We start from the raw sequence: 21,757 nt of genomic DNA, 5'->3' as shown, positions 1-21,757 counted from the left end.
GATCAGCCCAGGTTGTCTTGAATCTTGCTCAACACTTTACGCGCCACGTCTGCCGGCGCCACGGTGTTGATGTTCTTCTCGACGGTGACCTGGACGTTCTCGCCAACCTTGCTCAGGCGAACCTGATAACGCTCGGCACGAGCTTCAAGCTCTTCCTTGCTCGGTGCGGTGCCGAACAGGCTGCCGAAGAAGCCTGGCTTGTCGTCTTTCTTCTCGGCTTTTTCGGCCAGGTTGATGTAGTACAGGCCCAGGCTGCGGTTGATGTCTTCGACACGCCAATCGCCTTGCTCCAGCGCACGACCGACGCTCGACCAGGCACGATCCAGATCGGTACCGACGTTCAACACGGGGTTGCCGCTGCCGTCTTCGCTCAGGCTGACACGGCTGGGCGCGTCGAAATCACGGGAAGCCAGCATCGAGACCGAACCGCCCTTCTCCGAGATACGGCTCATGCTCGCCAGCATGTCGTCGACCAGTGCCGCGTCCAGGCCAGTATTGACCGAACGGTTGGTGAACGCCACGTCAGCGGTGCTGCCGGCAGGACGCTCGGCGCTGACCACATAGACTTCACTGGTGTTGCGCTGCACGCCCGGCTCGATGCGCACCCGCACACGGGTTTCGCTGTCGGTGCTGACGCCGGCCGCGCTCAGGCGCTTGGCCACAGCGGCGGACAGTTCGTCGGAATGCTGCCAGGTGGTGGTGAATTCGCCGGTTTGCGGACGCTGTTCATCCAGGCGGAAACCGTTGTCCTGGAAGAATTGAACGGCCACTGGCCAGACTTCGGCCGGCGGGTTCTGCGCCAGGATGGAGCTGATGCCGCCGCTCTTCTGCAGCGAGTAGGCACTGGCGTCGGCAGCCGCTGTCAGCGGCTGAGGACGAGGAACCACGTATTCGCCCGTGGCAGTGTCATCGGCCACGTTGCGCGGGATCGGCAACAGCGGATCCAGACGCTTGGCGGTATGGATATCCTGTGGAATTTGCATCGGTGCGGTCTGTTGCGCTTGCAGGTAATCGCTACCACGGTCACGGAAATAACCTTCCGGGCCCCAGAGCCATCCGCAGCCACTGGTGCTGGAGATAATCAAGGCAAGTGCGGAAAGTCCGGCCATTCGCTTCATGCGGTGTACTTCCTCAATTAAACCAGGACGCTGCACTGGCGCAGGGCCGTGCGGAGCGTTTCGTGACAAGGTGCGCTCAGCCACGTCAGCGGCAGGCGAATACCTTCGTGCATCAGGCCCATTTCAACCAAAGCCCACTTCACCGGAATCGGGTTGGCTTCGATGAACAGGTCCTTGTGCAGCGGCATCAGTTTTTCGTTGATCGCCCGTGCAGTCGCGGCATCGCCCTTGAGGGCGGCCTCGCACAGATCGGCCATTTCACGCGGAGCGACGTTGGCGGTGACGGAGATGTTGCCCTTGCCGCCCATCAGGATCAGCTCGACCGCGGTCGGATCATCGCCGGAAAGAACGATGAAGTCCTTGCTGACTCCGTCGAGGATGGCTTTGGCGCGCTTGAGGTCGCCGGTCGCTTCCTTGATGCCGATGATGTTCGGCACGGTGGACAGGCGGATCACTGTCTCGGCCTGCATGTCGCAGGAGGTGCGGCCGGGAACGTTATAGAGAATCTGCGGGATGTCGACCGCTTCGGCGATGTGCTTGAAGTGCAGGTACAGGCCTTCCTGGGTCGGCTTGTTGTAGTACGGCACGACCAGCAGGCAGGCGTCGGCGCCGGCTTCCTTGGCATTGCGGGTCAACTCGACGGCTTCGCGGGTCGAGTTGGCGCCGGTACCGGCGATCACCGGTATGCGGCCATTGACCTGTTTGACCACGGCTTTGATGACGGCAATGTGTTCTTCTACATCAAGAGTGGCCGACTCGCCGGTAGTACCGACCGCGACAATGGCATGGGTGCCGTTCTTGAGATGGAAGTCCACGAGTTTGCTGAGGCTGTCCCAGTCAATATCCCCCTGTGCATCCATGGGTGTGACCAGTGCCACCATACTGCCCGCAATCATGAAACCGCTCCTGCCGGAAAAAGAGAGCCGTAATGGTACTGGCGCCAAGATGCTTGCACAAGCGAAGTACTGTGCTGTCGCCATTCCCCTTGGCGCCGGTTTTCGCTACCCTTCAAACTTTGATCGGTACGGACAGGCTCGTCCGTCGGGTTTCAGCCTCCATTTTCGGCATCACAAGTCCTGATCCAGCCTTGCCACGTCTCGCTCCCGCCTTGCCGGAGCTCGTTGCAACCTGTCACTCGGGGCTTTCTGAGTTCGCATACGCAGGCTCGCTCCCGGCCAATCAGCCCATTGACGTACCGACCGCTCATCGCTTTAGGAATGCTGCATGTCCACCCCCACAGTTCGCGAACAATTCCTTGTCATCAGTGCCCTCGGCGCCAACCCCATGGAGCTGACCAACGTCCTGTGCCGCGCCAGCCATGAAAACCGCTGCGCCGTTGTCACCTCTCGCCTGACCCGCCATGGCGAATGCAGTGCACTGGTGCTGGAAATCTCCGGCAGCTGGGATGCCCTGGCGCGCCTGGAAGGCAGCCTGCCAGTGCTGGCCAAGCGTCATGCGTTCACGGTCAACGTGGTCCGCAGCGCCGCCCTGGAAAACCGTCCCCAGGCCCTGCCATATGTCGCTTATGTCAGCTCGGCCTACCGCTCGGACATCATCAACGAACTGTGCCAGTTCTTCATGGACCACAATGTCGAACTGGAAAACCTGACCTGCGACACCTATCAGGCCCCGCAGACCGGCGGCACCATGCTCAACGCCACGTTTACCGTGACCTTGCCGGCCGGCGTGCAGATCAGTTGGCTACGCGATCAGTTCCTGGATTTTGCCGACGCACTGAACCTGGATGCCCTGATCGAACCCTGGCGCCCACAGAACCCAATGTAAGGAAGTTTTCATGGCCGTTGCCATCGACCAACCGGTTGCCGATTTCGAAGCCCCCGCCACCAGCGGGCAGACCGTCAGCCTCGCTGGCCTGAAGGGCAAGCAGGTAGTGATCTACTTCTACCCCAAGGACAGCACGCCGGGCTGCACGACCGAAGGCCAGGGCTTTCGTGACCAGTACACCGCCTTCAAGGCCGCCAATACCGAAGTGTTCGGCGTGTCTCGCGACAGCCTTAAATCCCACGAGAACTTCAAATGCAAGCAGGAGTTCCCCTTTGAGCTGATCAGCGACAAGGACGAAGCCATCTGCCAGCTGTTCGACGTGATCAAACTGAAAAAGCTCTACGGCAAGGAATACATGGGCGTGGATCGCAGCACGTTTCTGATCGATGCCAAAGGCGTGCTGCGTCAGGAATGGCGCGGGGTGAAGGTACCGGGGCATGTGGATGCGGTTTTGGCTGCGGCTCAGGCGCTGAACAAGGCCTGATGTATCTGGCGTCTGCCTAGACGCCTTCCCGAGCAGGCTCAGCCCCACATTGGTTTTGTACTCGGCACAAATCTCTGTGGGAGCGAGCCTGCTCGCGAAGAGGCCATCCACCTCACTGAAAACAGAAGGCTGACCGCTAAAGCAGCGGCGCCACCTCCGGCTCCTTGCGCGGCCAGGCGTCCAGCACAGCCTTGAACAGCGTCGCCAGGGGAATCGCAAAGAATACCCCCCAGAACCCCCACAACCCGCCAAACAGCAGCACCGCGCAAATGATCGCCACCGGGTGCAGGTTAACCGCCTCCGAGAACAGCAAAGGCACCAGCACGTTGCCATCCAGCGTCTGGATGATCCCGTAGACCGCCATCAAGTAGATGAACTGATCGCTCCAGCCCCACTGGAACAGCGCAATCAGAAACACGGGCACAGTCACCACGACGGCGCCGACGTAAGGCACCACCACCGAAATCCCCACCAGCAATGCCAGCAGCGCCGCGTAGTTGAGTTCAAGAACAACAAAGGCGATGTAGGTCACACCACCACAAATGAATATCTCGATGACTTTGCCGCGAATGTAGTTGGCGATCTGCCGGTTCATTTCATGAGCGACCCGGGTAATCAGCGCCCGCTCACGGGGCAGGTAACCGCGCACCCACTGACCGATCATGAGCCGATCCTTGAGGAAGAAAAACACCAGGATCGGCACCAGCACCAGGTAGATCATGATGTTCACCAGCAATGGCAGGCTCGACAGCGAAAACGTCAGCGCCCACTGACCAAACTTGCCGATTTCGCCCCGCGCCAATTCGATGATTTGCAGCACCTGCTCATCGGATACCAGATGCGGATAGCGTTCAGGCAGCAACAACAACAGTGACTGCCACTTGGCGAGCATGCCAGGCAACTCGTTGAACAGGGTGATCATCTGATGCCAGAGCAGTGGCACGACAATCACAATAAATACCAGCAACAACCCCATGAACAACGCAAAGACCAACCCTACCGCGACCCCACCCGGTACCCGCAGGCGTTCAAGGGTCACCACCAGCCCCTGCATCAGGTACGCCAGCACCATCCCGGCAAGCACAGGTGCCAGCATGCCGCCCAGGGTCAGGACAGCGGTGAACGCCAGAATCAGCAGGACAGCCAGCACCACCGCTTCTTCATCGGAAAAATAGCGCTGAATCCAGTCACGCAACACTTTGAACATCAATAATCCTTAGGGGCAAACGCAGCCAATTTCAGGCTTTTTTCAACCAGTAGCGGTAAACACCGGCGTCTTCTTCTTCACGAAGCAGGGTATGACCGGCCAATCGGGCAAAGGTGCGAAAGTCGCGCTGTGAACCTGCATCGGTGGCGATGACCTTGAGCACGGCGCCGCTGGCCAGGCGGTTGAGTTCCATCTTGGCCTTGAGCAACGGCAGCGGGCAGTTCAGGCCGCTGGCGTCCAGTTCAACGTCATGCTCTACAGCGTCGGTCATTGCATCACTCCGGGTCAGGTGGTTGAGTTGCTTAGAATATCTGGTCGCAACGCCGGTGTCCGGCTACAGTAAGGTCTTTGTCGACTAAGGCTTTGTGCATGACATTTTTGCGCCCTACCCTGCTGACGCTCGCTTGCCTGCTCGCCTCACCGGGCTTCGCCGACGACTTGCCGTCACTCGGCGACGCCAGTTCTGCCATTGTCTCGCCCCAACAGGAATACGAGCTCGGTCGCGCCTGGCTGGCCATGTTGCGCAGTCAGGTTTCGCAGCTCAACGATCCGCAGCTCAAGGATTACGTGGAATCGAGCGTTTACCGACTGCTGGAGACCAGCCAGGTCACCGACCGGCGTCTTGAGTTCATCCTGATCAACAGCCCGCAGCTCAACGCCTTCGCGGCGCCGGGCGGGATCGTCGGGGTCAATGGTGGTTTGTTCCTCAACGCCCAGACCGAAGGCGAATATGCCTCGGTAATGGCCCACGAATTGGCTCACTTGTCGCAGCGCCACTTTGCCCGTGGCGTCGAAGCGCAGCAACGCATGCAAGTGCCGATGATGGCTGCATTGCTGGCGGGTATTGTGGTAGCAGCCGCTGGTGGCGGTGACGCCGGGATCGCCGCCATTGCCGGTACACAGGCCGCCGCCATCCAGGAACAGCGGCGATTCTCCCGCCAGAACGAGCAGGAAGCCGACCGTATCGGCATCCTCAATCTGGAAAAGGCCGGTTACGACCCCCGCTCGATGCCAACCATGTTCGAGCGCCTGGGGCGCCAGTACCGCTACGATGCCAAGCCGCCGGAATTCCTGCTGACTCACCCGGTCACCGAATCGCGTATCGCCGACACCCGCAACCGCGCCGAACAGTTTCCAACGGGCGGCATCGAAGACAGCATGCGCTACCAACTGATCCGCGCACGGGTACAACTGATCTACGAGGAAACCCCGGGGCTCGGCGCCAAGCGCTTCCGCGCCCAGCTCGACGAGAACCCGAAAAACGACGTGGCACGCTACGGCCTGGCGATCGCCCAGATCAAGGGCGGTCAACTGAACGAAGCACGGGAAAACCTCAAGCAATTGCTGGCCAAGTCACCCAACGAAATCATCTACAACCTGGCTCAGGTCGATCTGGATATCACCAACAATCGCCTGGCGGACGCCCAGTCCCGGGTTGATCGCTTGATGAGCCAGTACCCTGGCAACTACCCGCTGAACCAGGTGCGCGTCGACCTGCTGCTCAAGCAAAACCGCACAGCGGATGCGGAGAAAGCCCTCGAAGGCCTGCTCAAGTCGCGCCCGGATGATCCGGACGTGTGGTATCAGGTGGCCGAAACGCGCGGCCTGTCGGGCAACATCATCGGCCTGCACCAGGCTCGCGCCGAGTATTTTGCGTTGGTCGGAGACTACAAACAGGCCATACAGCAATTGGACTTCGCCAAACGCAAGGCAGGCAGCAACTTCCCGCTGTCTTCACGGATCGACGCGCGGCAACGCGAGCTGATGGAGCAGGAGCGCATGATCAAGGACATGATGGGCTGACGCCCTCGGGGACAAAAAGCCCGGACAAAAAAAAACCGCCTCTTGCGAGGCGGTTTTTTATTCAGCCAACAACCGGATTACTCAGCCAGTTTGAAGGTGATGAAACTCGCACGACCCTGGCGCAGCACCCGCATCGACACCGAGCGGTTCTTTGGCAGCGCCTTGGCGATGTCCGCGAACTCCTTGGTGGAACCGATGGCCTGGTTGTTCAGGTGAGTGATCACGTCACCTGGCTGCAGACCGATCATGGCGGCAGGGCCGTCCTGCACTTCCTTGATCAGCACACCCCCTTTGAGGTCGTATGTTTTCTTTTGCTCATCCGTCAGCTCGACCACGGAAACCCCGAGGCGATTGCTGCTGCGCTCGATGCTGGATTTTGGCATTGCATCCAGGTCCTTGTCTTCGTCCGGAATCGCGCCGACCGTCAATTCGACGTTCTTGCGCTTGCCGTCACGAATCACTTCCAGATTGGCCTTGGCGCCAGCCTTCAATGCGCCAACAAGATGCGGCAGGTCGGCCGACATAACGATTGGCTGACTGTTCATGCTCAGGATCACGTCGCCAACCTGCAGCCCGCCCTTGGCAGCCGGACCATCATCCTGGATCTGGGCAACCAGCGCACCGGCCGGCTTCTCCAGCCCGAACGACTCGGCCAGGTCCTTGCTCACTTCCTGAATCACGACACCCAGCCAGCCACGGCTGACCTTGCCACCGGATTTCAGCTGATTGGAAACATCCATGGCCACATCGATCGGGATTGCGAACGACACACCCATGAAACCGCCGGAACGGGTATAGATCTGCGAGTTGATCCCGACCACCTCACCGTTCAGGTTGAACAGCGGACCGCCCGAGTTACCCGGGTTGATCGGCACGTCAGTCTGGATGAACGGCACATAGTTTTCGTTCGGCAGGCTACGACCGACGGCACTGACGATGCCTTGGGTCACGGTGTGGTCAAAACCGAATGGCGAACCGATCGCGACAACCCATTGACCGGCCTTCAGGTCCTGGGATTTACCGAGCTTGAGCACCGGCAGATCCTTGCCTTCGATTTTCAGCAGCGCCACGTCGGAACGTGGATCGGTACCGATGAGCTTGGCTTTCATTTCGCTGCGATCAGCCAGACGAACGAGGATTTCATCAGCATCGGCGATCACGTGGTTGTTGGTCAGGATGTAGCCATCAGTAGAGATGATGAAACCCGAGCCCAGGGAAGTTGCCTCACGCTGACGGTCGCGAGGTGAGCGCGATTGCGGTGGCATGCCCCGTTCGAAGAACTCGCGCAGCATTGGCGGCAAGCCTTCGAGGTCGGGCATCTGCTGCTGACTGACCTTGCGATCCGGCAGCTTTTGCGTGGTGCTGATGTTCACGACCGCAGGCGAAGCCTGTTCGACCAGTTGCGTAAAGTCAGGCAATTCGACCGCTTGGGCGGTGACCGCCTGACCGAGCACCAGCACGGTGGCAATAATGGAAAGGTAGGACTTCAAGCGTGGTATCGACATACGGCTCCCGTTACGACGAGCATGGTTAAGCGATATGGAGCAAGGAACACCGGGAACAATACGCCGGTATTTTTGTTCCGGGAACAACAAACTAGGCCAGAGCCGAGGGGCTCTGACCTATAAAAAATTTAAGGACTTTTTGCAAATTGAAATGCTCACGAAACATTTCGAATTTGACTCACTGCTTGGTTGCAGCTGCGTCGGTACGCATCGATAGCGCTATTCGTTCAGCGGTACCGACCGGTATCTCGCCGACGACGGTCACCATCATTTCACCCTGTGCCGTGGTCAAGCGCCGGGAGACCGCAACAGTCGGCCCCAACTGAGTACGGGTGTCGGTGACGGTTGCGCCATTCAACGGCTCAAGGAATACCGAAAAACGCGCCAGGCCATCGTCATACATCAGGCTATTGATCTGGGTTTTGGTCTCTGGATCCTTGCGCGCGGTGCTGCTGGTCAGTTCGAAGCCGGGCGGCAACCAGTCGGAGCGCCAGGTCTGGGCAGACTTGACGGCAGAGGCCTTGTCACTGTCGAGATTGACTGGCTTGCAATCGTTACTGGCCTGCAGGTCGTTTTCGGAAGGAGCGTCAGCTGTATCCATCCGCGTGAACTGGAAGCGCTCCAGCAACCGCCCCTTGTCGTCCAACAGCAGGGACTTCAGAGGCAGGCCGGTTTCTTTATCCAGATGCAGTTCAAAACCGTAGCGGTGTTGATCGCGGGGTGTCAGCGTTACCACTACCGCCGGACGCCCGGCGACACGCGACTTGCCGATGACGGCAAGGTCATACCAATTCTTGAGCTTTTGAGGATCGAGTGCACGGGCAGCGGAGTTGGGAGAATCCCCCAACCCTGCTATCAACGTGCCACTGACGCATTGAGTACGCCCATCAATACGAACGACTTCCTGAGCGGAGCCGTCGAGCTGGATCAATCGCTCGCGGACCTTTCCATCCTGGACGCGGTGCCAGATGTTATGGGTAGAAAAACTACCGTTACGCTCGTAGACGAAAGTACCCTGAAAGCTTTGCTGCTGCTCTGCCTGGCCGAGGCGGATCAACCAGTCCTGGGCATCATCGGCCTGGGCTGGAACGATGAACCAGCCGCTGAGCAGAAGCGAAAGTAGAGGTATGGCGCGCATGGTCCTCCTTAACGGTTTTCCAGACTTGCGGCACGAGCGTAAGGCAGAGCGCTCTCAGTGCCTTTCAGTGCAGCCTGTTGAGCATGTTGGCGCAAGTAACCTGGCAGACGCTGATCGTGCCAGCCTGGCTGACCTTGCAAAACGCCATTGGCCATTGGGCCAGTAGCTTCCGAACTCTCATTGTAGCCTGCCAGAACAGCAGGGCCTTTTACTTGAGGAACGGCCAGGGCGGGCTGACTGGATTGCTGGGCGAGTTCGACACCGGCGATCTCATCCTGGTTGTACAGACGCACACCGGCCAGCACCGCCAGGGTCACGGAAGCCGCGACCGCCAGACGACCCAGGCTGCGCCATGGACCGCGGGAAGCTTTTGCCGGTACGGCTTCGTCAGCCAGGGCAGCAGAAACAGCCGCAGCGATGTCCAGACGTGGAAGCAGCAGGTCCTTGTGCATCACGGCCCGAGCGATCTGATAACGAGCCCAGGTTTCACGGGTTTCAACATCGTCGCAGGCATTCAATACCCGACGCAATTCCAATTCGTCCGCTTCGTTATCCATCACTGCGGACAGCGATTCCTGCAGGGCTTCACGACTCATGGCGTTCCTCTCTTGGCTGTCGCCGCTGTCTGTTAGTTTTCCTGCAACAACGGCTGCAGGGCTTTATCGATGGCCTCCCGGGCGCGGAAGATCCGGGAGCGCACGGTGCCTACCGGACATTGCATGACGCTCGCAATGTCCTCGTAACTCAGACCATCAAACTCACGTAAAGTTAATGCCGTACGCAAATCTTCCGGCAGTTGCTGAATGGTTCGATGGACGGTGCCTTCGATCTCATCCCGCAGCAAAGCCCGTTCAGGCGACTCGAGATCCTTGAGGCCATGATCGCCATCATAGAACTCTGCATCCTCGGAACTGACATCGCTATCCGGCGGCCGACGGCCGCGTGAAACCAGATAGTTTTTCGCCGTGTTGATGGCGATGCGGTAAAGCCACGTATAAAACGCGCTGTCTCCGCGAAAATTTCCAAGTGCACGGTACGCCTTGATAAAGGCTTCTTGTGCCACATCCTGGGCTTCATGGGTGTCGTGCACGAAACGCACGATCAACCCGAGAATTTTGTGCTGGTATTTCAGCACTAGCAGATCGAAAGCACGCTTGTCGCCGCGTTGAACGCGCTCGACCAGTTGCTGATCCTCTTCCTGGGTTAGCATGAACACTCCTCGATGAGCTCGGAGGAGGCTTGCAGAAGTAAACCACCAGACTTGCAAACATAGACTCGGGCTTTTCGCAAAAGTTCTCCCCCTCCAGGCAAGTTTCCTGCGGGCTCTGATTTGGCACGCACGAAAAGCGCAGCGCGAGGTGACCCGGCTGCGCGAATAATCTTGTCATCGGACTCTTCGGCAAGAATCGCACTGCGATCCCGTACTGAAGCCGACACTGTCCCTTGTTTCAGGCATCCGTCTATTGATCTTGGCCCTTTGGCAAAAGTTCCAAACATTTTATAGCTGTGCCGAAGCGACATTGTGCAACCGTGACGGGAAAAAGACTGTTAAATCGCCGATACAGCCATTTTCGCGCCCAACGGGCAGAAAAACATCCGACGAAGCGCCCGATATTTTGCGTCACAGTAGTTTCACAATGCCATGCCAGCTCGGGTATTGTGCCGCTCCCCCCCTCTATATACTAGTAGGCTGTACGGCTGAGCTGACTCGCCAATCCAGCTGCGCCACCCCCGAACCGGGTCGCTTTGAGCGGAATCCTGAAATGAGCCAACAGTTTCAACACGATGTTCTGGTAATTGGCAGCGGCGCTGCCGGCTTGAGCCTTGCGCTGACCTTGCCAGGTCATTTGCGCATTGCCGTTCTGAGCAAGGGCAACCTCGCCAATGGCTCGACTTTCTGGGCCCAGGGCGGCGTTGCAGCCGTGCTGGATGACACCGATACCGTGGAATCCCATGTCGATGACACGCTCAATGCCGGCGGCGGCCTGTGCCACGAGGACGCGGTGCGCTTCACCGTCGAGCACAGCAAGGAAGCGATTCAATGGCTGATCGACCAGGGCGTGCCCTTTACCCGCGATGAACAGTCGAGTAACGAAGACGGCGGATTCGAGTTCCACTTGACCCGCGAGGGTGGTCACAGCCACCGGCGTATCATCCACGCCGCCGACGCCACGGGCGCCGCCATTTTCACGACCCTGCTCGATCAGGCCAGGAAGCGACCGAACATCGAACTGCTGGAACAGCGGGTAGCGGTTGACCTGATCACGGAGAAACGCCTGGGCCTGGAAGGTGATCGCTGCCTCGGTGCCTATGTGCTCAACCGCGGCACCGGCGAAGTCGATACTTATGGTGCCCGTTTCGTGATCCTCGCCTCCGGTGGCGCGGCCAAGGTTTACCTGTACACCAGTAACCCTGACGGTGCCTGCGGCGATGGCATCGCCATGGCCTGGCGCTCGGGCTGCCGGGTAGCGAACCTGGAATTCAACCAGTTCCACCCTACTTGCCTGTATCACCCGCAAGCCAAGAGTTTCCTGATCACCGAAGCCTTGCGAGGCGAAGGTGCCCACCTGAAGCTGCCCAATGGCGAGCGCTTCATGCAGCGCTTCGATCCACGGGCCGAGTTGGCGCCACGGGACATCGTCGCCCGGGCCATCGACCATGAAATGAAGCGCCTGGGCATCGACTGCGTCTATCTGGACATCAGCCACAAGCCTGAGACTTTTATCAAGACGCACTTCCCGACGATGTACGAACGCTGCCTGGAATTCTCCATCGACATCACCAGGCAACCGATCCCGGTGGTTCCGGCGGCGCACTACACCTGCGGCGGCGTAATGGTCGATCAACAGGGCCGTACCGATGTGCCGGGGCTGTACGCCATTGGCGAAACCAGTTTCACCGGCCTGCACGGCGCCAACCGCATGGCCAGCAACTCGCTGCTCGAATGCTTCGTTTACGCCCGCTCGGCGGCTGCGGACATTATCGAACAGTTGCCCCGGGTTCCGATGCCCGCCGCCCTCCCCGCCTGGGATGCGAGCCAGGTGACCGACTCCGATGAAGACGTGATCATTGCGCACAACTGGGATGAGTTGCGACGATTCATGTGGGACTACGTCGGCATCGTGCGCACCAACAAGCGTCTGCAGCGGGCGCAACACCGCGTGCAACTGTTGCTGGATGAAATCGACGAGTTCTACAGTAACTACAAGGTCAGCCGGGATTTGATCGAACTGCGCAACCTGGCCCAAGTGGCCGAGCTGATGATTCTGTCAGCCATGGAGCGCAAGGAAAGCCGTGGCCTGCATTACACCCTCGACTACCCGGACATGTTGCCCGTCGCGCTGGACACTATTCTGATGCCGCCCACCTACGTCGGCTGAATTTGAGCCGGACCCGCAGGCGTCGGTGTACGTCCGCCGCCTGCGCATCCCGGGGCACGCAAATGGCCCTGACCCGGCGTTCCCCACGCAGACGAAAACGCAGCACCACAATCAATGGCAATGCCAGGCTGTCCGGTCGCAACTGTACGGGCTGCCAACCTTTCGCCCGACACCAAAGCTGCCAACCATCGGCATCGCGCCGCAAGCCGCAAAAGGCCTGTGGGTGTGTCAGCAAGATCTGCCGGGGCAGCGACCAAAAACCGTGAGCCACGCACAGCACAATGCCGAGCAAGCTGGCCCAGAGTGGAATTGAAAGTAAAAGCAATGAGCCCAACGCGAACAGCTGGGCCAGAAGATACGCCGCCAGCAACTGCCGAGAGGCATGCCAGCGGCATTCGAACCCGTTACTTGGGTTGGACACGATCCAGGATCATGCGAACCATGCGTTGCAGTTCAGGATCTTCCGATTCGCTGCGTTCCATGAACCAGCCGAACATATCCTGATCCTCACACGTCAGCAGTCGGACGTACAACGCGCGATCCACCTCGTTGAGCGTTGCGTAAACCTCTTTCGTGAACGGCACCAGTAATACGTCAAGCTCAAGCATGCCACGGCGGCTGTGCCAAAAGAGGCGGTTCAGTTCAACATCTTCGACCATGGAGCGCTCCTCAAATAGGCCGCAAGTATACAGGCCCGCGCTTCATCGAACAGTCGGCTTTGGTCGGGCACCGGTGATCTTTTGTGAACTACCCATTTCGAAGGCGCCCCCTTATGATGTCCGCCAGACTCTTTACCCTGCGATGACCCATGGCCGATTCTGCTTTTTTCTGCACCCTTTCTCATGAAGGCGTTCTCGCGGTCCGCGGCGCGGACGCCAGCAAATTCCTGCAAGGCCAACTGACTTGCAACCTCAATTACTTGAGCGAAACCCGGGCCAGCCTTGGGGCGCGCTGCACGCAAAAAGGCCGGATGCAGTCGAGTTTTCGCATCCTGCTCGAAGGGGACGGCGTGGTCCTGGCCATGGCCACCGAGTTGCTCGAACCGCAACTGGCGGACCTGAAGAAATACGCGGTGTTTTCCAAGTCGAAACTGACCGATGAAAGTGCTGCCTGGACCCGCTTCGGCATCGAGCATGGCGACGCTGCACTGGCCAGCCTCGGCCTGGCCCTGCCGGCAGAAACCGACAGCGTCGTGCGCCACGCTGGGCTGATCGCCATCCGTGTCTCACCGCAACGCGCCGAGTTGTGGGTCGCCGCGGATCAAGCCGATGCGGTCAAAGGCAAGCTGTCGACGGTGCTGAGCGAGACTGATCTGAATCAATGGCTGCTGGGCCAGGTACGCGCAGGGATCGGCCAGGTCATGCCTGGCACCCGCGAGCTGTTCATCCCGCAGATGCTCAACCTGCAAGCGGTCGGCGGCGTGAGCTTCAAGAAAGGTTGCTACACCGGGCAGGAAATCGTCGCGCGGATGCAGTACCTGGGCAAACTCAAGCGCCGCCTGTATCGCCTGCAACTGGCTGCCAGCGAGTTGCCTGAACCGGGTATCGAGCTGTTTTCCCCGACCCACGGCAGCTCCATCGGCGAAGTGGTGCTGGCGGCCCGCACCGGGCAAAACGTTGAACTCCTGGCTGTGTTGCAAGCCGAAGCAGCAGAAAGTGGAGACATCCACCTGGGCGCCCTCGAAGGGCCGTCCTTGCAGTTGCTCGACCTGCCTTATGAACTGGACCGCGATCGCGAAATCCAGCAATAACGGCAGCACTTGGCTAGAGAGACTAAATGAGCGAGCTGGCGGAAAAGGTCCAACAGGATTTGGTTGAGGCCATCAACAACGATGACCTGGTTCTGCCAACGTTACCGGAAGTGGCCCTGCAGATTCGCAAGGCCGCGGAAAATCCGGAAGTCAGCGTCAGCACCCTGAGCAAAGTGATCGGTCGAGATGCCGCGCTGTCGGCACGCCTGATCAAAGTGGTCAACAGCCCGCTGTTGCGCGCGACTCAGGAAGTGACCGACCTGCATACCGCGATCACTCGCCTGGGCATCAACTACAGCTGCAATCTGGCGATCGGCCTGGTCATGGAGCAGATTTTCCATGCCCGTTCCGACGTGGTGGAACAGAAGATGCGCGAGGTCTGGCGCAAAAGCCTGGAAATCGCCGGCGTCAGCTATGCCCTGTGTCGCAGTTACACCCGGCTCAAGCCTGACCAGGCCGCCCTTGGCGGGCTGGTGCATCAGATCGGCGTGCTGCCGATCCTGACTTACGCCGAAGATCACTATGAGCTGCTGTCCGATCCGGTCAGCCTCAACCATGTGATCGACCGGATTCATCCACTGATTGGCGAAAAACTGCTCAGGGTCTGGGAGTTCCCCGACATGCTGGTGCAAGTGCCGCGGCTGTACCTGAACTTCAAGCGCCAATCTGCGCAGGTCGACTATGTGGATCTGGTGCAGGTAGCCAGCCTGTATTGCCTGCGGGATACCGAACATCCGCTCGCCAGTCTCGATGCCTTGAATGTACCGGCCTTCAGGACGCTCGGAATCGATTTTGACGACGAGGCGACGCGCGCCGACCTGGAAGAAACACGCACGATGTTCTACTGATCCAGAACCGCATCGCCCCATCGCGAGCAGGCTCGCTCCTACAGGGGGTTGTGGCGCTGCATAGATCCGATGTGCGAGCCTGCTTGCGATGGGGCCAGAACAAGCGCCATTACTCTCCGGCTACAAAACTCACCCGCACCTTCAACCCGGCGTGCTCACCGTCGTGCAGGCTGATCTGCGCCAGATGCGCGCGGCAGATCTCGCCGACGATCGCCAATCCCAACCCCGATCCGGCCACCTGCTGGTTGCGCCGGTAAAAGCGCTCGAACACCCGATCGCGCTCCTCAAGAGGAATGCCGGGGCCATCATCTTCGACTTCCAGTACGGCGGGCGCCGCGACCCGCAGAATCACGTTGCCACCCGGCGGCGTGTGAGCCAGTGCGTTGTCCACCAGATTGCTCAGCAACTCGTTCAAAAGCGTCGGTTCGCCCCGCAACCAGACGGGCTCATCGGCTTCCAACGCCAGTGCGATTCCGCGCTTGTAGGCCAGTGGCGCCATGGCCATGCCCAGCTCCCGAGCCAATTGGCTCAGGTCGAGTAACTGTGCTCCACCCTCGGCAATCGCCCGCGCGCCGTTTTCGACCCGCGCCAGGGAAAGCAACTGATTGGCCAGATGGGTCAAGCGATCAGTGCCCTGGGCGGCGGTCTCCAGCGTACTGCGCCAGGTATCGGGTTCGGCCGAGCGCATGCCCAGTTCCAGCCGCGCCTTGAGCGCCGCCAGTGGTGTGCGCAATTCATGGGCGGCATCGGCAATGAATTGCGCCTGCTTCTCGAACTGCCCACGCAAGCGCTCGGTAAAGTGATTGAGCGCGCGCACCAGCGGCCACAATTCGCGCTGCACCTCGACCAACGGCAAGGGGCGCAGATCGTCCGGCTGACGCTCCTCCACCGCCGTGCGCAAGCGCTCCAGCGGACGCAGCGCGGCACTCACCGCAAACCACACCAGCATCAACGCACCGATGGCCAGCATGCCCAGGCGCAGCAGGGTGTCAGCCGCCAGACTGCGGGCCATGCTGACGCGCGCTTCATCGGTTTCCGCCACGCGGATTTCCGCCATGCCGTTCATGTTCGGCTCACTCACCGGCTTGAGCAGACTCACCACGCGCACGTTCTGCCCGCGGTACTGGGCATTGTAGAACCGTGCCAGCGCTGGATAGTCATCGGTGCGCGGCGTTCCCGGCGGTGGCGCGGGGAGGTTTTCGTAACCGGAAATCAGCTTCTGATTGATGTCGTTGACCAGGTAGAAAATGCGCCCGGCGCTGTCGTAGGCAAACGTATCGAGGGCGACGTAAGGAACGTCGGCGCTCAGGGAACCGTCGCGCTGGGAGACGCCGGCGGCGATGGTTCGCGCCGAGGCCAGCAAGGTACGGTCATAAGCCGTGTCGGCGGCTTCGCGACCGTTCCAGTAGGCGCTCAAACCACTGGCCAGCATCAACACCACCAGCAACAGCGCCAGGTTCCACAGCAACCGCCAGCGCAGGCTGCTGGGCTTATGCATCGCGGCTTTCCAGCAAGTAACCGAGGCCACGGAAGGTCACGATGGCGACCGGCTGGCCATCGAGTTTCTTGCGCAGGCGGTGCACGTAGATTTCGATCGCATCAGGGCTGGCTTCCTCATCGAGACCGAATACTTGCGACGCCAGTTGCTCCTTGCTCATCACCCGACCGGGGCGCGCGATCAGGGCTTCGAGCACGGCCTGTTCGCGGGAAGTCAGGGTCAGCAATTCTTCGCCGAGGGTGAAGCGCCGGGTTTCCAGGTCATAGGCCAGCACACCGCAACGCTGAATCCGCTCACCGCCCAGCACACTGCGGCGCAGCAAGGCTTTGACCCTGGCTTCGAGTTCGGTCAGTTCGAACGGCTTGGCCAGGTAATCGTCGGCGCCGAGGTTCAGGCCGTGGACCCGGTCCTTGACGTCGCTGCGGGCGGTCAGCATCAACACCGGCAGGTTCTTGCCCCGTGCCCGCAGTCGCGCCAGCACTTCGAAACCATCCATGCGTGGCAAGCCGACGTCGAGGATCGCCATGGCGTATTCCTCGCTGCCCAGCGCCAGGTCGGCAGCCACGCCATCGTGCAGGACGTCCACGGTCAGCCCGGTGCTCTTGAGCGCCTGGGCAACGCTTTCGGCGAGCTGCAAATGGTCTTCGACGAGCAGGACACGCATGGATCTTTACCTCGTTCAGGGGTGGCCGACGCCATTCTTTGGCGCGGAGTTTACAGCCGCAATCGGCGCTGTGAAGCCCGAAAAACCGTGAAAGCCCGCTGAAAGGTTAGCGAAAGGTTGGGTCGTTAGAGTCAGCCTACGGATGGTTTCGACTGCCGACCATCGAATCGTAGTTTTGAAAACGTGCCTTGACATGTAACTACCGAAAAACGCCTCGAAGCGTTTTCGCCAATAAGAACAATAACCGAGGTATTGCACCATGCTGTCGACACAGCTTCAGGCTTGCCCGCCCCGCCCCTTCTCTCGCTCCCCGATGTTTACGCTTGCCAGCGCCGAAGCCGGCTGCCCGTCGTCCAGTCCGTACGGATTCGAACGCGCCAGCACCGTGCGAAATCGTCGCACCTGAATCATCCCCAAAAACAAAAACTCCAATGGAGACAAAAATGAGTCGATCAATGCGCCGTTTCGCCCTCGCCGCCAGCTGTGTGCTGTTCGCCGGCCAACTCATGGCCGAGCCAAAACGCCCGGAATGCATCGCCCCGGCTTCGCCCGGCGGTGGTTTCGACCTGACCTGCAAACTGGCGCAAAGCGCGCTGGTCAACGAAAAGCTGCTGACCAAACCGATGCGCGTGACCTACATGCCCGGTGGTGTCGGCGCGGTGGCGTACAACGCGGTGGTCGCCCAGCGTCCGGCCGATGCCGGCACCCTGGTGGCCTGGTCCAGTGGTTCGCTGCTGAACCTGGCCCAGGGCAAGTTCGGTCGTTTCGATGAAAGCAACGTGCGCTGGCTCGCCGCCGTCGGCACCAGCTACGGCGCCATCGCCGTGAAAAGCGATTCGCCCTACAAGAACCTCGACGATCTCGTCCAGGCGCTGAAGAAAGATCCGAGCAAAGTGGTGATCGGTTCCGGCGGCACCGTCGGCAGCCAGGACTGGATGCAGACAGCCTTGATCGCCAAGGCCGCCGGGATCAACCCGCGCGACCTGCGTTACGTGGCCCTCGAAGGTGGCGGCGAGATCGCCACCGCCCTGCTCGGCGGCCATATCCAGGTTGGCAGCACCGACATTTCCGACTCCATGCCGCACATTCTCAGCGGTGACATGCGTTTATTGGCGGTGTTCTCCGACAAGCGTTTGGACGAGCCGGAAATGAAGGACATCCCGACCGCTCGCGAGCAAGGCTATGACATCGTCTGGCCGGTGGTGCGCGGCTTCTACCTCGGGCCAAAAGTCAGCGACGAAGACTATGCCTGGTGGAAAGACTCCTTCGACAAACTGCTGGCTTCACCGGAGTTCGCCAAGCTGCGCGACCAGCGTGAGCTGTTCCCGTTCGCCATGACCGGCCCGGAACTGGACACCTATGTGAAGAAGCAAGTCGCCGACTACAAAGTGCTGGCCAAAGAGTTCGGCCTGATCCAGTGATCGCCCCTGTCTAGCGGCTGCGACTCCGCGCGGTGGAGTCGCGGCACAGGAGTTTCTCATGCTCTTACAACGCATTTTCGCCTCGGTGCTGTTGCTGGCCTGTCTCGGCCTGGCATTGATGGCGTGGCCGTACCAAGCGGCTTTTTCCTACGAACCGGTGGGGCCTCGGGCCTTTCCACTGTTGATGCTTGGCCTGATGGGTTCGGCGCTGTTGTACATGGTGTTCCGTCCGACACCGATCAAGCACAGTGCTGACGAGCCGCCACTGGACCGCGAAACCCTGACCAAGATCGGCATCTGCGTAGTGCTGTTGCTGGTGTTCGCCGGTACTTTCGAACCTTTGGGTTTCATCGTCGCCAGCATCTTGATCGGCGTGCCCATGGCCCGTCTGTATGGCGGACGCTGGGTACCAAGCATCGTGATCATCAGCCTGATGGCCGTCGGCCTCTACCTGCTGTTCGACAAGTTGATGGACGTGCCGCTGCCACTTGGCGTGCTCGACGTTCTGGAGAACTGATATGGATACTCTTGGCTATTTGGGTCAGGGTTTCGGCGTCGCGCTGAGCCCGTACAACCTGGTGACCGCGCTGAGCGGCACCCTGATCGGCACCGTGGTCGGCCTGTTGCCGGGCCTGGGGCCGATCAACGGCGTGGCACTGTTGATCCCGATCGCATTTGCCCTCGGCCTGCCACCGGAGTCGGCACTGATCCTGCTGGCGGCGGTGTACCTGGGTTGCGAATACGGCGGCCGGATCAGCTCGATCCTGCTGAACATCCCGGGCGAAGCGTCCACCGTGATGACCACCCTCGACGGTTACCCGATGGCCCGCAAAGGCCTGGCTGGTGTAGCACTGTCGCTGTCGGCATGGAGCTCGTTCATCGGTGCGTTTATCGCGACCTGCGGCATGGTGCTGTTCGCCCCACTGCTGGCGAAATGGGCGATTGCCTTCGGCCCGGCGGAATATTTCGTACTGATGGTATTTGCAATTGTCTGCCTTGGCGGCATGGCCGGTGACCGTCCGCTGAAGACATTCATCGCGGCGCTGATCGGCCTGTTCCTGTCGACCGTCGGCATCGACGCCAACAGCGGCGTGTATCGCTTCACCGGGGACAACGTTCACCTGACCGACGGCATCCAGTTCGTCGTGCTGGTACTGGGCCTGTTCTCCATCAGCGAAATCCTCCTGCTGCTGGAAAAAACCCACCACGGCCAGGAAGCGGTGAAAGCCACCGGCCGGATGATGTTCAACTTCAAGGAAGCGGCGTCGGTGTTCGTGGTGAACATCCGTTGCGGCGTACTGGGTTTCATCATGGGCGTGTTGCCGGGTGCCGGCGCGACCCTGGCCAGTGCCGTAGCCTACATGACCGAAAAACGCATGGCGGGTGCCAAGGGTACTTTCGGCCAGGGCGACATGCGCGGCCTCGCGGCTCCGGAAACCGCCATCGGTGGCGCAGCTTGCGGTGCGCTGGTACCGATGCTGACCCTTGGCGTTCCAGGTTCGGGCACCACGGCGGTGATGATTGGCGCGCTGTCGCTGTACAACATCACCCCCGGCCCGCTGCTGTTCCAACAGCAACCGGACATCGTCTGGGGCCTGATCGCCTCGTTGTTCATCGCCAACGTGATGCTGGTGATCCTCAACATTCCGATGATCCGCATCTTCACCCGTATCCTCGCCGTACCGAACTGGGCACTGGTGCCGGTGATCGCCATCATTACCGGGATCGGCGTCTACGCGGTTCACGCGACAACGTTCGACCTGTTCCTGATGATCGGCATCGGCATCTTCGGTTATATCCTGCGCAAGCTGGACTTCCCGCTGTCCCCCGTATTGCTGGGCTTCATCCTCGGAGGATTGATGGAACAAAACCTGCGCCGCGCCCTGTCGATTTCCAACGGTGCACTGGAAATCCTCTGGTCGAGCCCGATCACCTTCGGTTGCTGGGTGCTCACGGCGATCATGCTACTGATGCCGCTTATTCGCATCTGGCGCAAACGTTCGGCCGCTCAACGCGCTATCGCCGATGTCTGATCGGCCCACCTTTAAACTCTGGTGGGGAACCCCGCTGGTCGGCCTGCTGGGCGGTTATCTCGCCAGCCAGGTCGGCTGGCCTCTGCCGTGGATGGTCGGCTCGTTGCTGGCGATCATCCTCGTGCGCTGCCTGACACCCTGGCAATTGGCCGAAATCCCTGGCGGCCGCAAGTGCGGCCAGTGGATCGTCGGTATCGGCATTGGCCTGCACTTCACCCCGCTGGTGATGGAGCAGGTGCTGAGTCATTTCGGCCTGATCTTCTTCGGTGCGTTGGTCACCAGCCTGTCGGCGGTGGTCGGCGTGTGGTTGATGCGCCGCACCGGTGAAGATCGCGCCACAGCGTTCTTTTCCAGCATGCCCGGTGGTTCCGGGGAGATGGTCAACCTCGGCGCCCGCAATGGCGCGGTGCTCAGCCGTGTGGCGGCGGGGCAGAGTTTGCGGGTGTTGGTCGTCGTGCTGTGCGTACCGGCAGCCTTCAAGTATCTGTTGGGCGACGGTACACCGATTTCCCACGCAGGCAGCATCGATTGGCGCTGGCTGGCGCTACTGTTTCCTGCTGGCGCATTGGCGGCCTGGATCTGGGAACGCCTGCGTCAACCCAACCCCTGGCTGTTCGGGCCTTTGCTGGTCAGTGCGGCAGTCAGTATCGGCTGGGATTTGCACATCGGCTTGCCCAACGGCGGCAGCCAGATCGGCCAGTGGCTGATCGGCAGCGGTCTGGGCTGTCACTTCAACCGGCAGTTTTTCCGGCGTGCGCCATCGTTCATGGGCCGTACCTTGATCGCCACGGTGTTGACCATGCTGATCGCCACGGTGGCGGCACTGGGATTGAGTGCACTGACCCACCTGGATCTGCGTTCACTGACGTTGGGCATGATGCCCGGCGGTATTGCCGAGATGAGCCTGACGGCGGAAACCCTGCAACTGTCGGTGCCGCTGGTGACGGCGATGCAGGTGATGCGCCTGTTGTTCGTACTGTTTCTGGCGGAGCCGTTGTTCAAGTACTGGAACCGCGATCCGGAGTAAGACCGAGTCGACTTCATCGCGAGCAGGCTCGCTCCTACAGGGGATTTGTGAACACCGCAAATTCTCTGTGGGAGCGAGCCTGCTCGCGAAGAGGCC

22 protein-coding genes are annotated in these 21,757 nt (G+C 60.2%); 10 read left to right on the top strand and 12 right to left on the bottom strand.

From position 1 onward, the window contains the following. Window positions 1-2 precede the first annotated feature (2 nt). Both bamC and dapA read right to left on the bottom strand, forming a co-directional pair. Entirely contained in the window at window positions 3-1,118 is a 1,116-nt protein-coding gene (gene bamC / locus CAG47_RS09815; protein ID WP_085724677.1) for an outer membrane protein assembly factor BamC, read from the bottom strand. 17 nt (window positions 1,119-1,135) lie between these two features. After that, a complete protein-coding gene (gene dapA / locus CAG47_RS09810) occupies window positions 1,136-2,014 on the bottom strand; it encodes a 4-hydroxy-tetrahydrodipicolinate synthase (protein WP_085724676.1) in 879 nt (292 codons plus the stop codon). A gap of 328 nt (window positions 2,015-2,342) precedes the next feature. Here dapA and CAG47_RS09800 point away from each other — a divergent pair, with 328 nt between their 5' ends. Continuing rightward, window positions 2,343-2,903, top strand: coding sequence for a glycine cleavage system protein R (locus CAG47_RS09800; protein ID WP_007979776.1), 561 nt, complete (start codon window positions 2,343-2,345; stop codon window positions 2,901-2,903). 10 nt (window positions 2,904-2,913) lie between these two features. Further along, on the top strand, window positions 2,914-3,387 hold the full coding sequence (locus CAG47_RS09795) for a peroxiredoxin (RefSeq protein ID WP_085724675.1): 474 nt from the start codon (window positions 2,914-2,916) through the stop codon (window positions 3,385-3,387). A 136-nt stretch (window positions 3,388-3,523) separates the two neighbouring features. Here CAG47_RS09795 and CAG47_RS09790 read toward each other — a convergent pair whose 3' ends face one another. After that, on the bottom strand, window positions 3,524-4,594 hold the full coding sequence (locus CAG47_RS09790) for an AI-2E family transporter (protein WP_085724674.1): 1,071 nt from the start codon (window positions 4,592-4,594) through the stop codon (window positions 3,524-3,526). 31 nt (window positions 4,595-4,625) lie between these two features. Continuing rightward, on the bottom strand, window positions 4,626-4,865 hold the full coding sequence (locus CAG47_RS09785; protein WP_007984748.1) for a sulfurtransferase TusA family protein: 240 nt from the start codon (window positions 4,863-4,865) through the stop codon (window positions 4,626-4,628). 98 nt (window positions 4,866-4,963) lie between these two features. On the opposite strand from CAG47_RS09785, the gene CAG47_RS09780 reads away from it, so the two are divergent. Further along, window positions 4,964-6,397: a M48 family metalloprotease gene (locus CAG47_RS09780; protein WP_085724673.1), complete on the top strand. Its 1,434-nt coding sequence runs from the start codon at window positions 4,964-4,966 to the stop codon at window positions 6,395-6,397. A gap of 77 nt (window positions 6,398-6,474) precedes the next feature. Here CAG47_RS09780 and CAG47_RS09775 read toward each other — a convergent pair whose 3' ends face one another. From CAG47_RS09775 to rpoE, 4 genes are all read right to left on the bottom strand, one after another. Beyond that, window positions 6,475-7,902: a DegQ family serine endoprotease gene (locus CAG47_RS09775; RefSeq protein WP_085724672.1), complete on the bottom strand. Its 1,428-nt coding sequence runs from the start codon at window positions 7,900-7,902 to the stop codon at window positions 6,475-6,477. A 178-nt stretch (window positions 7,903-8,080) separates the two neighbouring features. Then, the gene (locus CAG47_RS09765; RefSeq protein ID WP_085724670.1) at window positions 8,081-9,040 is read right to left on the bottom strand and encodes a MucB/RseB C-terminal domain-containing protein; all 960 of its coding nucleotides are present in this window, start codon (window positions 9,038-9,040) and stop codon (window positions 8,081-8,083) included. An 8-nt stretch (window positions 9,041-9,048) separates the two neighbouring features. Then, the gene (locus CAG47_RS09760; protein ID WP_085724669.1) at window positions 9,049-9,636 is read right to left on the bottom strand and encodes a sigma-E factor negative regulatory protein; all 588 of its coding nucleotides are present in this window, start codon (window positions 9,634-9,636) and stop codon (window positions 9,049-9,051) included. 32 nt (window positions 9,637-9,668) lie between these two features. After that, window positions 9,669-10,250: an RNA polymerase sigma factor RpoE gene (rpoE, locus tag CAG47_RS09755; RefSeq protein ID WP_003172477.1), complete on the bottom strand. Its 582-nt coding sequence runs from the start codon at window positions 10,248-10,250 to the stop codon at window positions 9,669-9,671. A 553-nt stretch (window positions 10,251-10,803) separates the two neighbouring features. On the opposite strand from rpoE, the gene nadB reads away from it, so the two are divergent. Continuing rightward, window positions 10,804-12,420, top strand: coding sequence for an L-aspartate oxidase (gene nadB, locus CAG47_RS09750; RefSeq protein WP_085724668.1), 1,617 nt, complete (start codon window positions 10,804-10,806; stop codon window positions 12,418-12,420). Here nadB and CAG47_RS09745 read toward each other — a convergent pair. Both CAG47_RS09745 and CAG47_RS09740 read right to left on the bottom strand, forming a co-directional pair. After that, on the bottom strand, window positions 12,389-12,841 hold the full coding sequence (locus CAG47_RS09745; protein ID WP_085724667.1) for a protein YgfX: 453 nt from the start codon (window positions 12,839-12,841) through the stop codon (window positions 12,389-12,391). The two genes, nadB and CAG47_RS09745, sit on opposite strands and share 32 nt — an antisense overlap. After that, window positions 12,825-13,079, bottom strand: coding sequence for a succinate dehydrogenase assembly factor 2 (locus CAG47_RS09740; RefSeq protein ID WP_007979797.1), 255 nt, complete (start codon window positions 13,077-13,079; stop codon window positions 12,825-12,827). The genes CAG47_RS09745 and CAG47_RS09740 overlap by 17 nt, the downstream gene beginning before the upstream one ends. A 149-nt stretch (window positions 13,080-13,228) precedes the next feature. On the opposite strand from CAG47_RS09740, the gene CAG47_RS09735 reads away from it, so the two are divergent. Beyond that, window positions 13,229-14,170, top strand: a complete 942-nt coding sequence (locus tag CAG47_RS09735; RefSeq protein ID WP_085724666.1) for a folate-binding protein YgfZ — start codon at window positions 13,229-13,231, stop codon at window positions 14,168-14,170. A gap of 26 nt (window positions 14,171-14,196) precedes the next feature. Beyond that, window positions 14,197-15,018 (top strand): HDOD domain-containing protein, encoded by an 822-nt coding sequence (locus tag CAG47_RS09730; RefSeq protein ID WP_085724665.1) that lies wholly within the window; start codon window positions 14,197-14,199, stop codon window positions 15,016-15,018. A 109-nt stretch (window positions 15,019-15,127) separates the two neighbouring features. Here CAG47_RS09730 and CAG47_RS09725 read toward each other — a convergent pair whose 3' ends face one another. Further along, on the bottom strand, window positions 15,128-16,516 hold the full coding sequence (locus CAG47_RS09725; protein WP_085724664.1) for a sensor histidine kinase: 1,389 nt from the start codon (window positions 16,514-16,516) through the stop codon (window positions 15,128-15,130). Then, the gene (locus CAG47_RS09720; RefSeq protein WP_007979804.1) at window positions 16,509-17,180 is read right to left on the bottom strand and encodes a response regulator; all 672 of its coding nucleotides are present in this window, start codon (window positions 17,178-17,180) and stop codon (window positions 16,509-16,511) included. The genes CAG47_RS09725 and CAG47_RS09720 overlap by 8 nt, the downstream gene beginning before the upstream one ends. A 443-nt stretch (window positions 17,181-17,623) precedes the next feature. Between CAG47_RS09720 and CAG47_RS09715 the strand changes: the two genes are divergently transcribed. Genes CAG47_RS09715 through CAG47_RS09700 form a run of 4 tightly spaced genes read left to right on the top strand, consistent with a single transcriptional unit; the run spans window position 17,624 to window position 21,661 of the window. Further along, window positions 17,624-18,601, top strand: coding sequence for a tripartite tricarboxylate transporter substrate binding protein (locus CAG47_RS09715; RefSeq protein ID WP_085724663.1), 978 nt, complete (start codon window positions 17,624-17,626; stop codon window positions 18,599-18,601). Between the two features lie 58 nt (window positions 18,602-18,659). Further along, window positions 18,660-19,118, top strand: coding sequence for a tripartite tricarboxylate transporter TctB family protein (locus tag CAG47_RS09710; RefSeq protein WP_085724662.1), 459 nt, complete (start codon window positions 18,660-18,662; stop codon window positions 19,116-19,118). A gap of 1 nt (window position 19,119) precedes the next feature. Next, window positions 19,120-20,634 carry a tripartite tricarboxylate transporter permease gene (locus CAG47_RS09705; protein WP_085724661.1) on the top strand — a complete coding sequence of 505 codons (1,515 nt, stop codon included), beginning with the start codon at window positions 19,120-19,122 and terminating at the stop codon, window positions 20,632-20,634. Beyond that, entirely contained in the window at window positions 20,627-21,661 is a 1,035-nt protein-coding gene (locus CAG47_RS09700) for an AbrB family transcriptional regulator (RefSeq protein WP_085724660.1), read from the top strand. The genes CAG47_RS09705 and CAG47_RS09700 overlap by 8 nt, the downstream gene beginning before the upstream one ends. Window positions 21,662-21,757: the final 96 nt, after the last annotated feature.

Origin of the sequence: Pseudomonas sp. R37(2017) (genome assembly GCF_002113375.1) — a bacterium.
Taxonomy (GTDB): domain Bacteria; phylum Pseudomonadota; class Gammaproteobacteria; order Pseudomonadales; family Pseudomonadaceae; genus Aquipseudomonas.
Note: the sequence above shows the minus strand (reverse complement) of the source record. Positions and strands in the feature narration are given on the sequence as shown.

What these genes read in the sequence shown, in the direction of transcription:
- CAG47_RS09735 (WP_085724666.1), top strand. Translation starts at nt 13,229, where the DNA reads ATGGCCGATTCTGCTTTTTTCTGCACCCTTTCTCATGAAGGCGTTCTC.
- rpoE (WP_003172477.1), bottom strand. Translation starts at nt 10,250, where the DNA reads ATGCTAACCCAGGAAGAGGATCAGCAACTGGTCGAGCGCGTTCAACGC.
- CAG47_RS09705 (WP_085724661.1), top strand. Translation starts at nt 19,120, where the DNA reads ATGGATACTCTTGGCTATTTGGGTCAGGGTTTCGGCGTCGCGCTGAGC.
- CAG47_RS09740 (WP_007979797.1), bottom strand. Translation starts at nt 13,079, where the DNA reads ATGGTCGAAGATGTTGAACTGAACCGCCTCTTTTGGCACAGCCGCCGT.
- CAG47_RS09775 (WP_085724672.1), bottom strand. Translation starts at nt 7,902, where the DNA reads ATGTCGATACCACGCTTGAAGTCCTACCTTTCCATTATTGCCACCGTG.
- CAG47_RS09785 (WP_007984748.1), bottom strand. Translation starts at nt 4,865, where the DNA reads ATGACCGACGCTGTAGAGCATGACGTTGAACTGGACGCCAGCGGCCTG.
- CAG47_RS09780 (WP_085724673.1), top strand. Translation starts at nt 4,964, where the DNA reads ATGACATTTTTGCGCCCTACCCTGCTGACGCTCGCTTGCCTGCTCGCC.
- CAG47_RS09715 (WP_085724663.1), top strand. Translation starts at nt 17,624, where the DNA reads ATGAGTCGATCAATGCGCCGTTTCGCCCTCGCCGCCAGCTGTGTGCTG.
- dapA (WP_085724676.1), bottom strand. Translation starts at nt 2,014, where the DNA reads ATGATTGCGGGCAGTATGGTGGCACTGGTCACACCCATGGATGCACAG.
- CAG47_RS09800 (WP_007979776.1), top strand. Translation starts at nt 2,343, where the DNA reads ATGTCCACCCCCACAGTTCGCGAACAATTCCTTGTCATCAGTGCCCTC.
- CAG47_RS09795 (WP_085724675.1), top strand. Translation starts at nt 2,914, where the DNA reads ATGGCCGTTGCCATCGACCAACCGGTTGCCGATTTCGAAGCCCCCGCC.
- CAG47_RS09700 (WP_085724660.1), top strand. Translation starts at nt 20,627, where the DNA reads ATGTCTGATCGGCCCACCTTTAAACTCTGGTGGGGAACCCCGCTGGTC.
- CAG47_RS09710 (WP_085724662.1), top strand. Translation starts at nt 18,660, where the DNA reads ATGCTCTTACAACGCATTTTCGCCTCGGTGCTGTTGCTGGCCTGTCTC.
- CAG47_RS09760 (WP_085724669.1), bottom strand. Translation starts at nt 9,636, where the DNA reads ATGAGTCGTGAAGCCCTGCAGGAATCGCTGTCCGCAGTGATGGATAAC.
- bamC (WP_085724677.1), bottom strand. Translation starts at nt 1,118, where the DNA reads ATGAAGCGAATGGCCGGACTTTCCGCACTTGCCTTGATTATCTCCAGC.
- CAG47_RS09730 (WP_085724665.1), top strand. Translation starts at nt 14,197, where the DNA reads ATGAGCGAGCTGGCGGAAAAGGTCCAACAGGATTTGGTTGAGGCCATC.
- CAG47_RS09765 (WP_085724670.1), bottom strand. Translation starts at nt 9,040, where the DNA reads ATGCGCGCCATACCTCTACTTTCGCTTCTGCTCAGCGGCTGGTTCATC.
- CAG47_RS09720 (WP_007979804.1), bottom strand. Translation starts at nt 17,180, where the DNA reads ATGCGTGTCCTGCTCGTCGAAGACCATTTGCAGCTCGCCGAAAGCGTT.
- nadB (WP_085724668.1), top strand. Translation starts at nt 10,804, where the DNA reads ATGAGCCAACAGTTTCAACACGATGTTCTGGTAATTGGCAGCGGCGCT.
- CAG47_RS09725 (WP_085724664.1), bottom strand. Translation starts at nt 16,516, where the DNA reads ATGCATAAGCCCAGCAGCCTGCGCTGGCGGTTGCTGTGGAACCTGGCG.
- CAG47_RS09790 (WP_085724674.1), bottom strand. Translation starts at nt 4,594, where the DNA reads ATGTTCAAAGTGTTGCGTGACTGGATTCAGCGCTATTTTTCCGATGAA.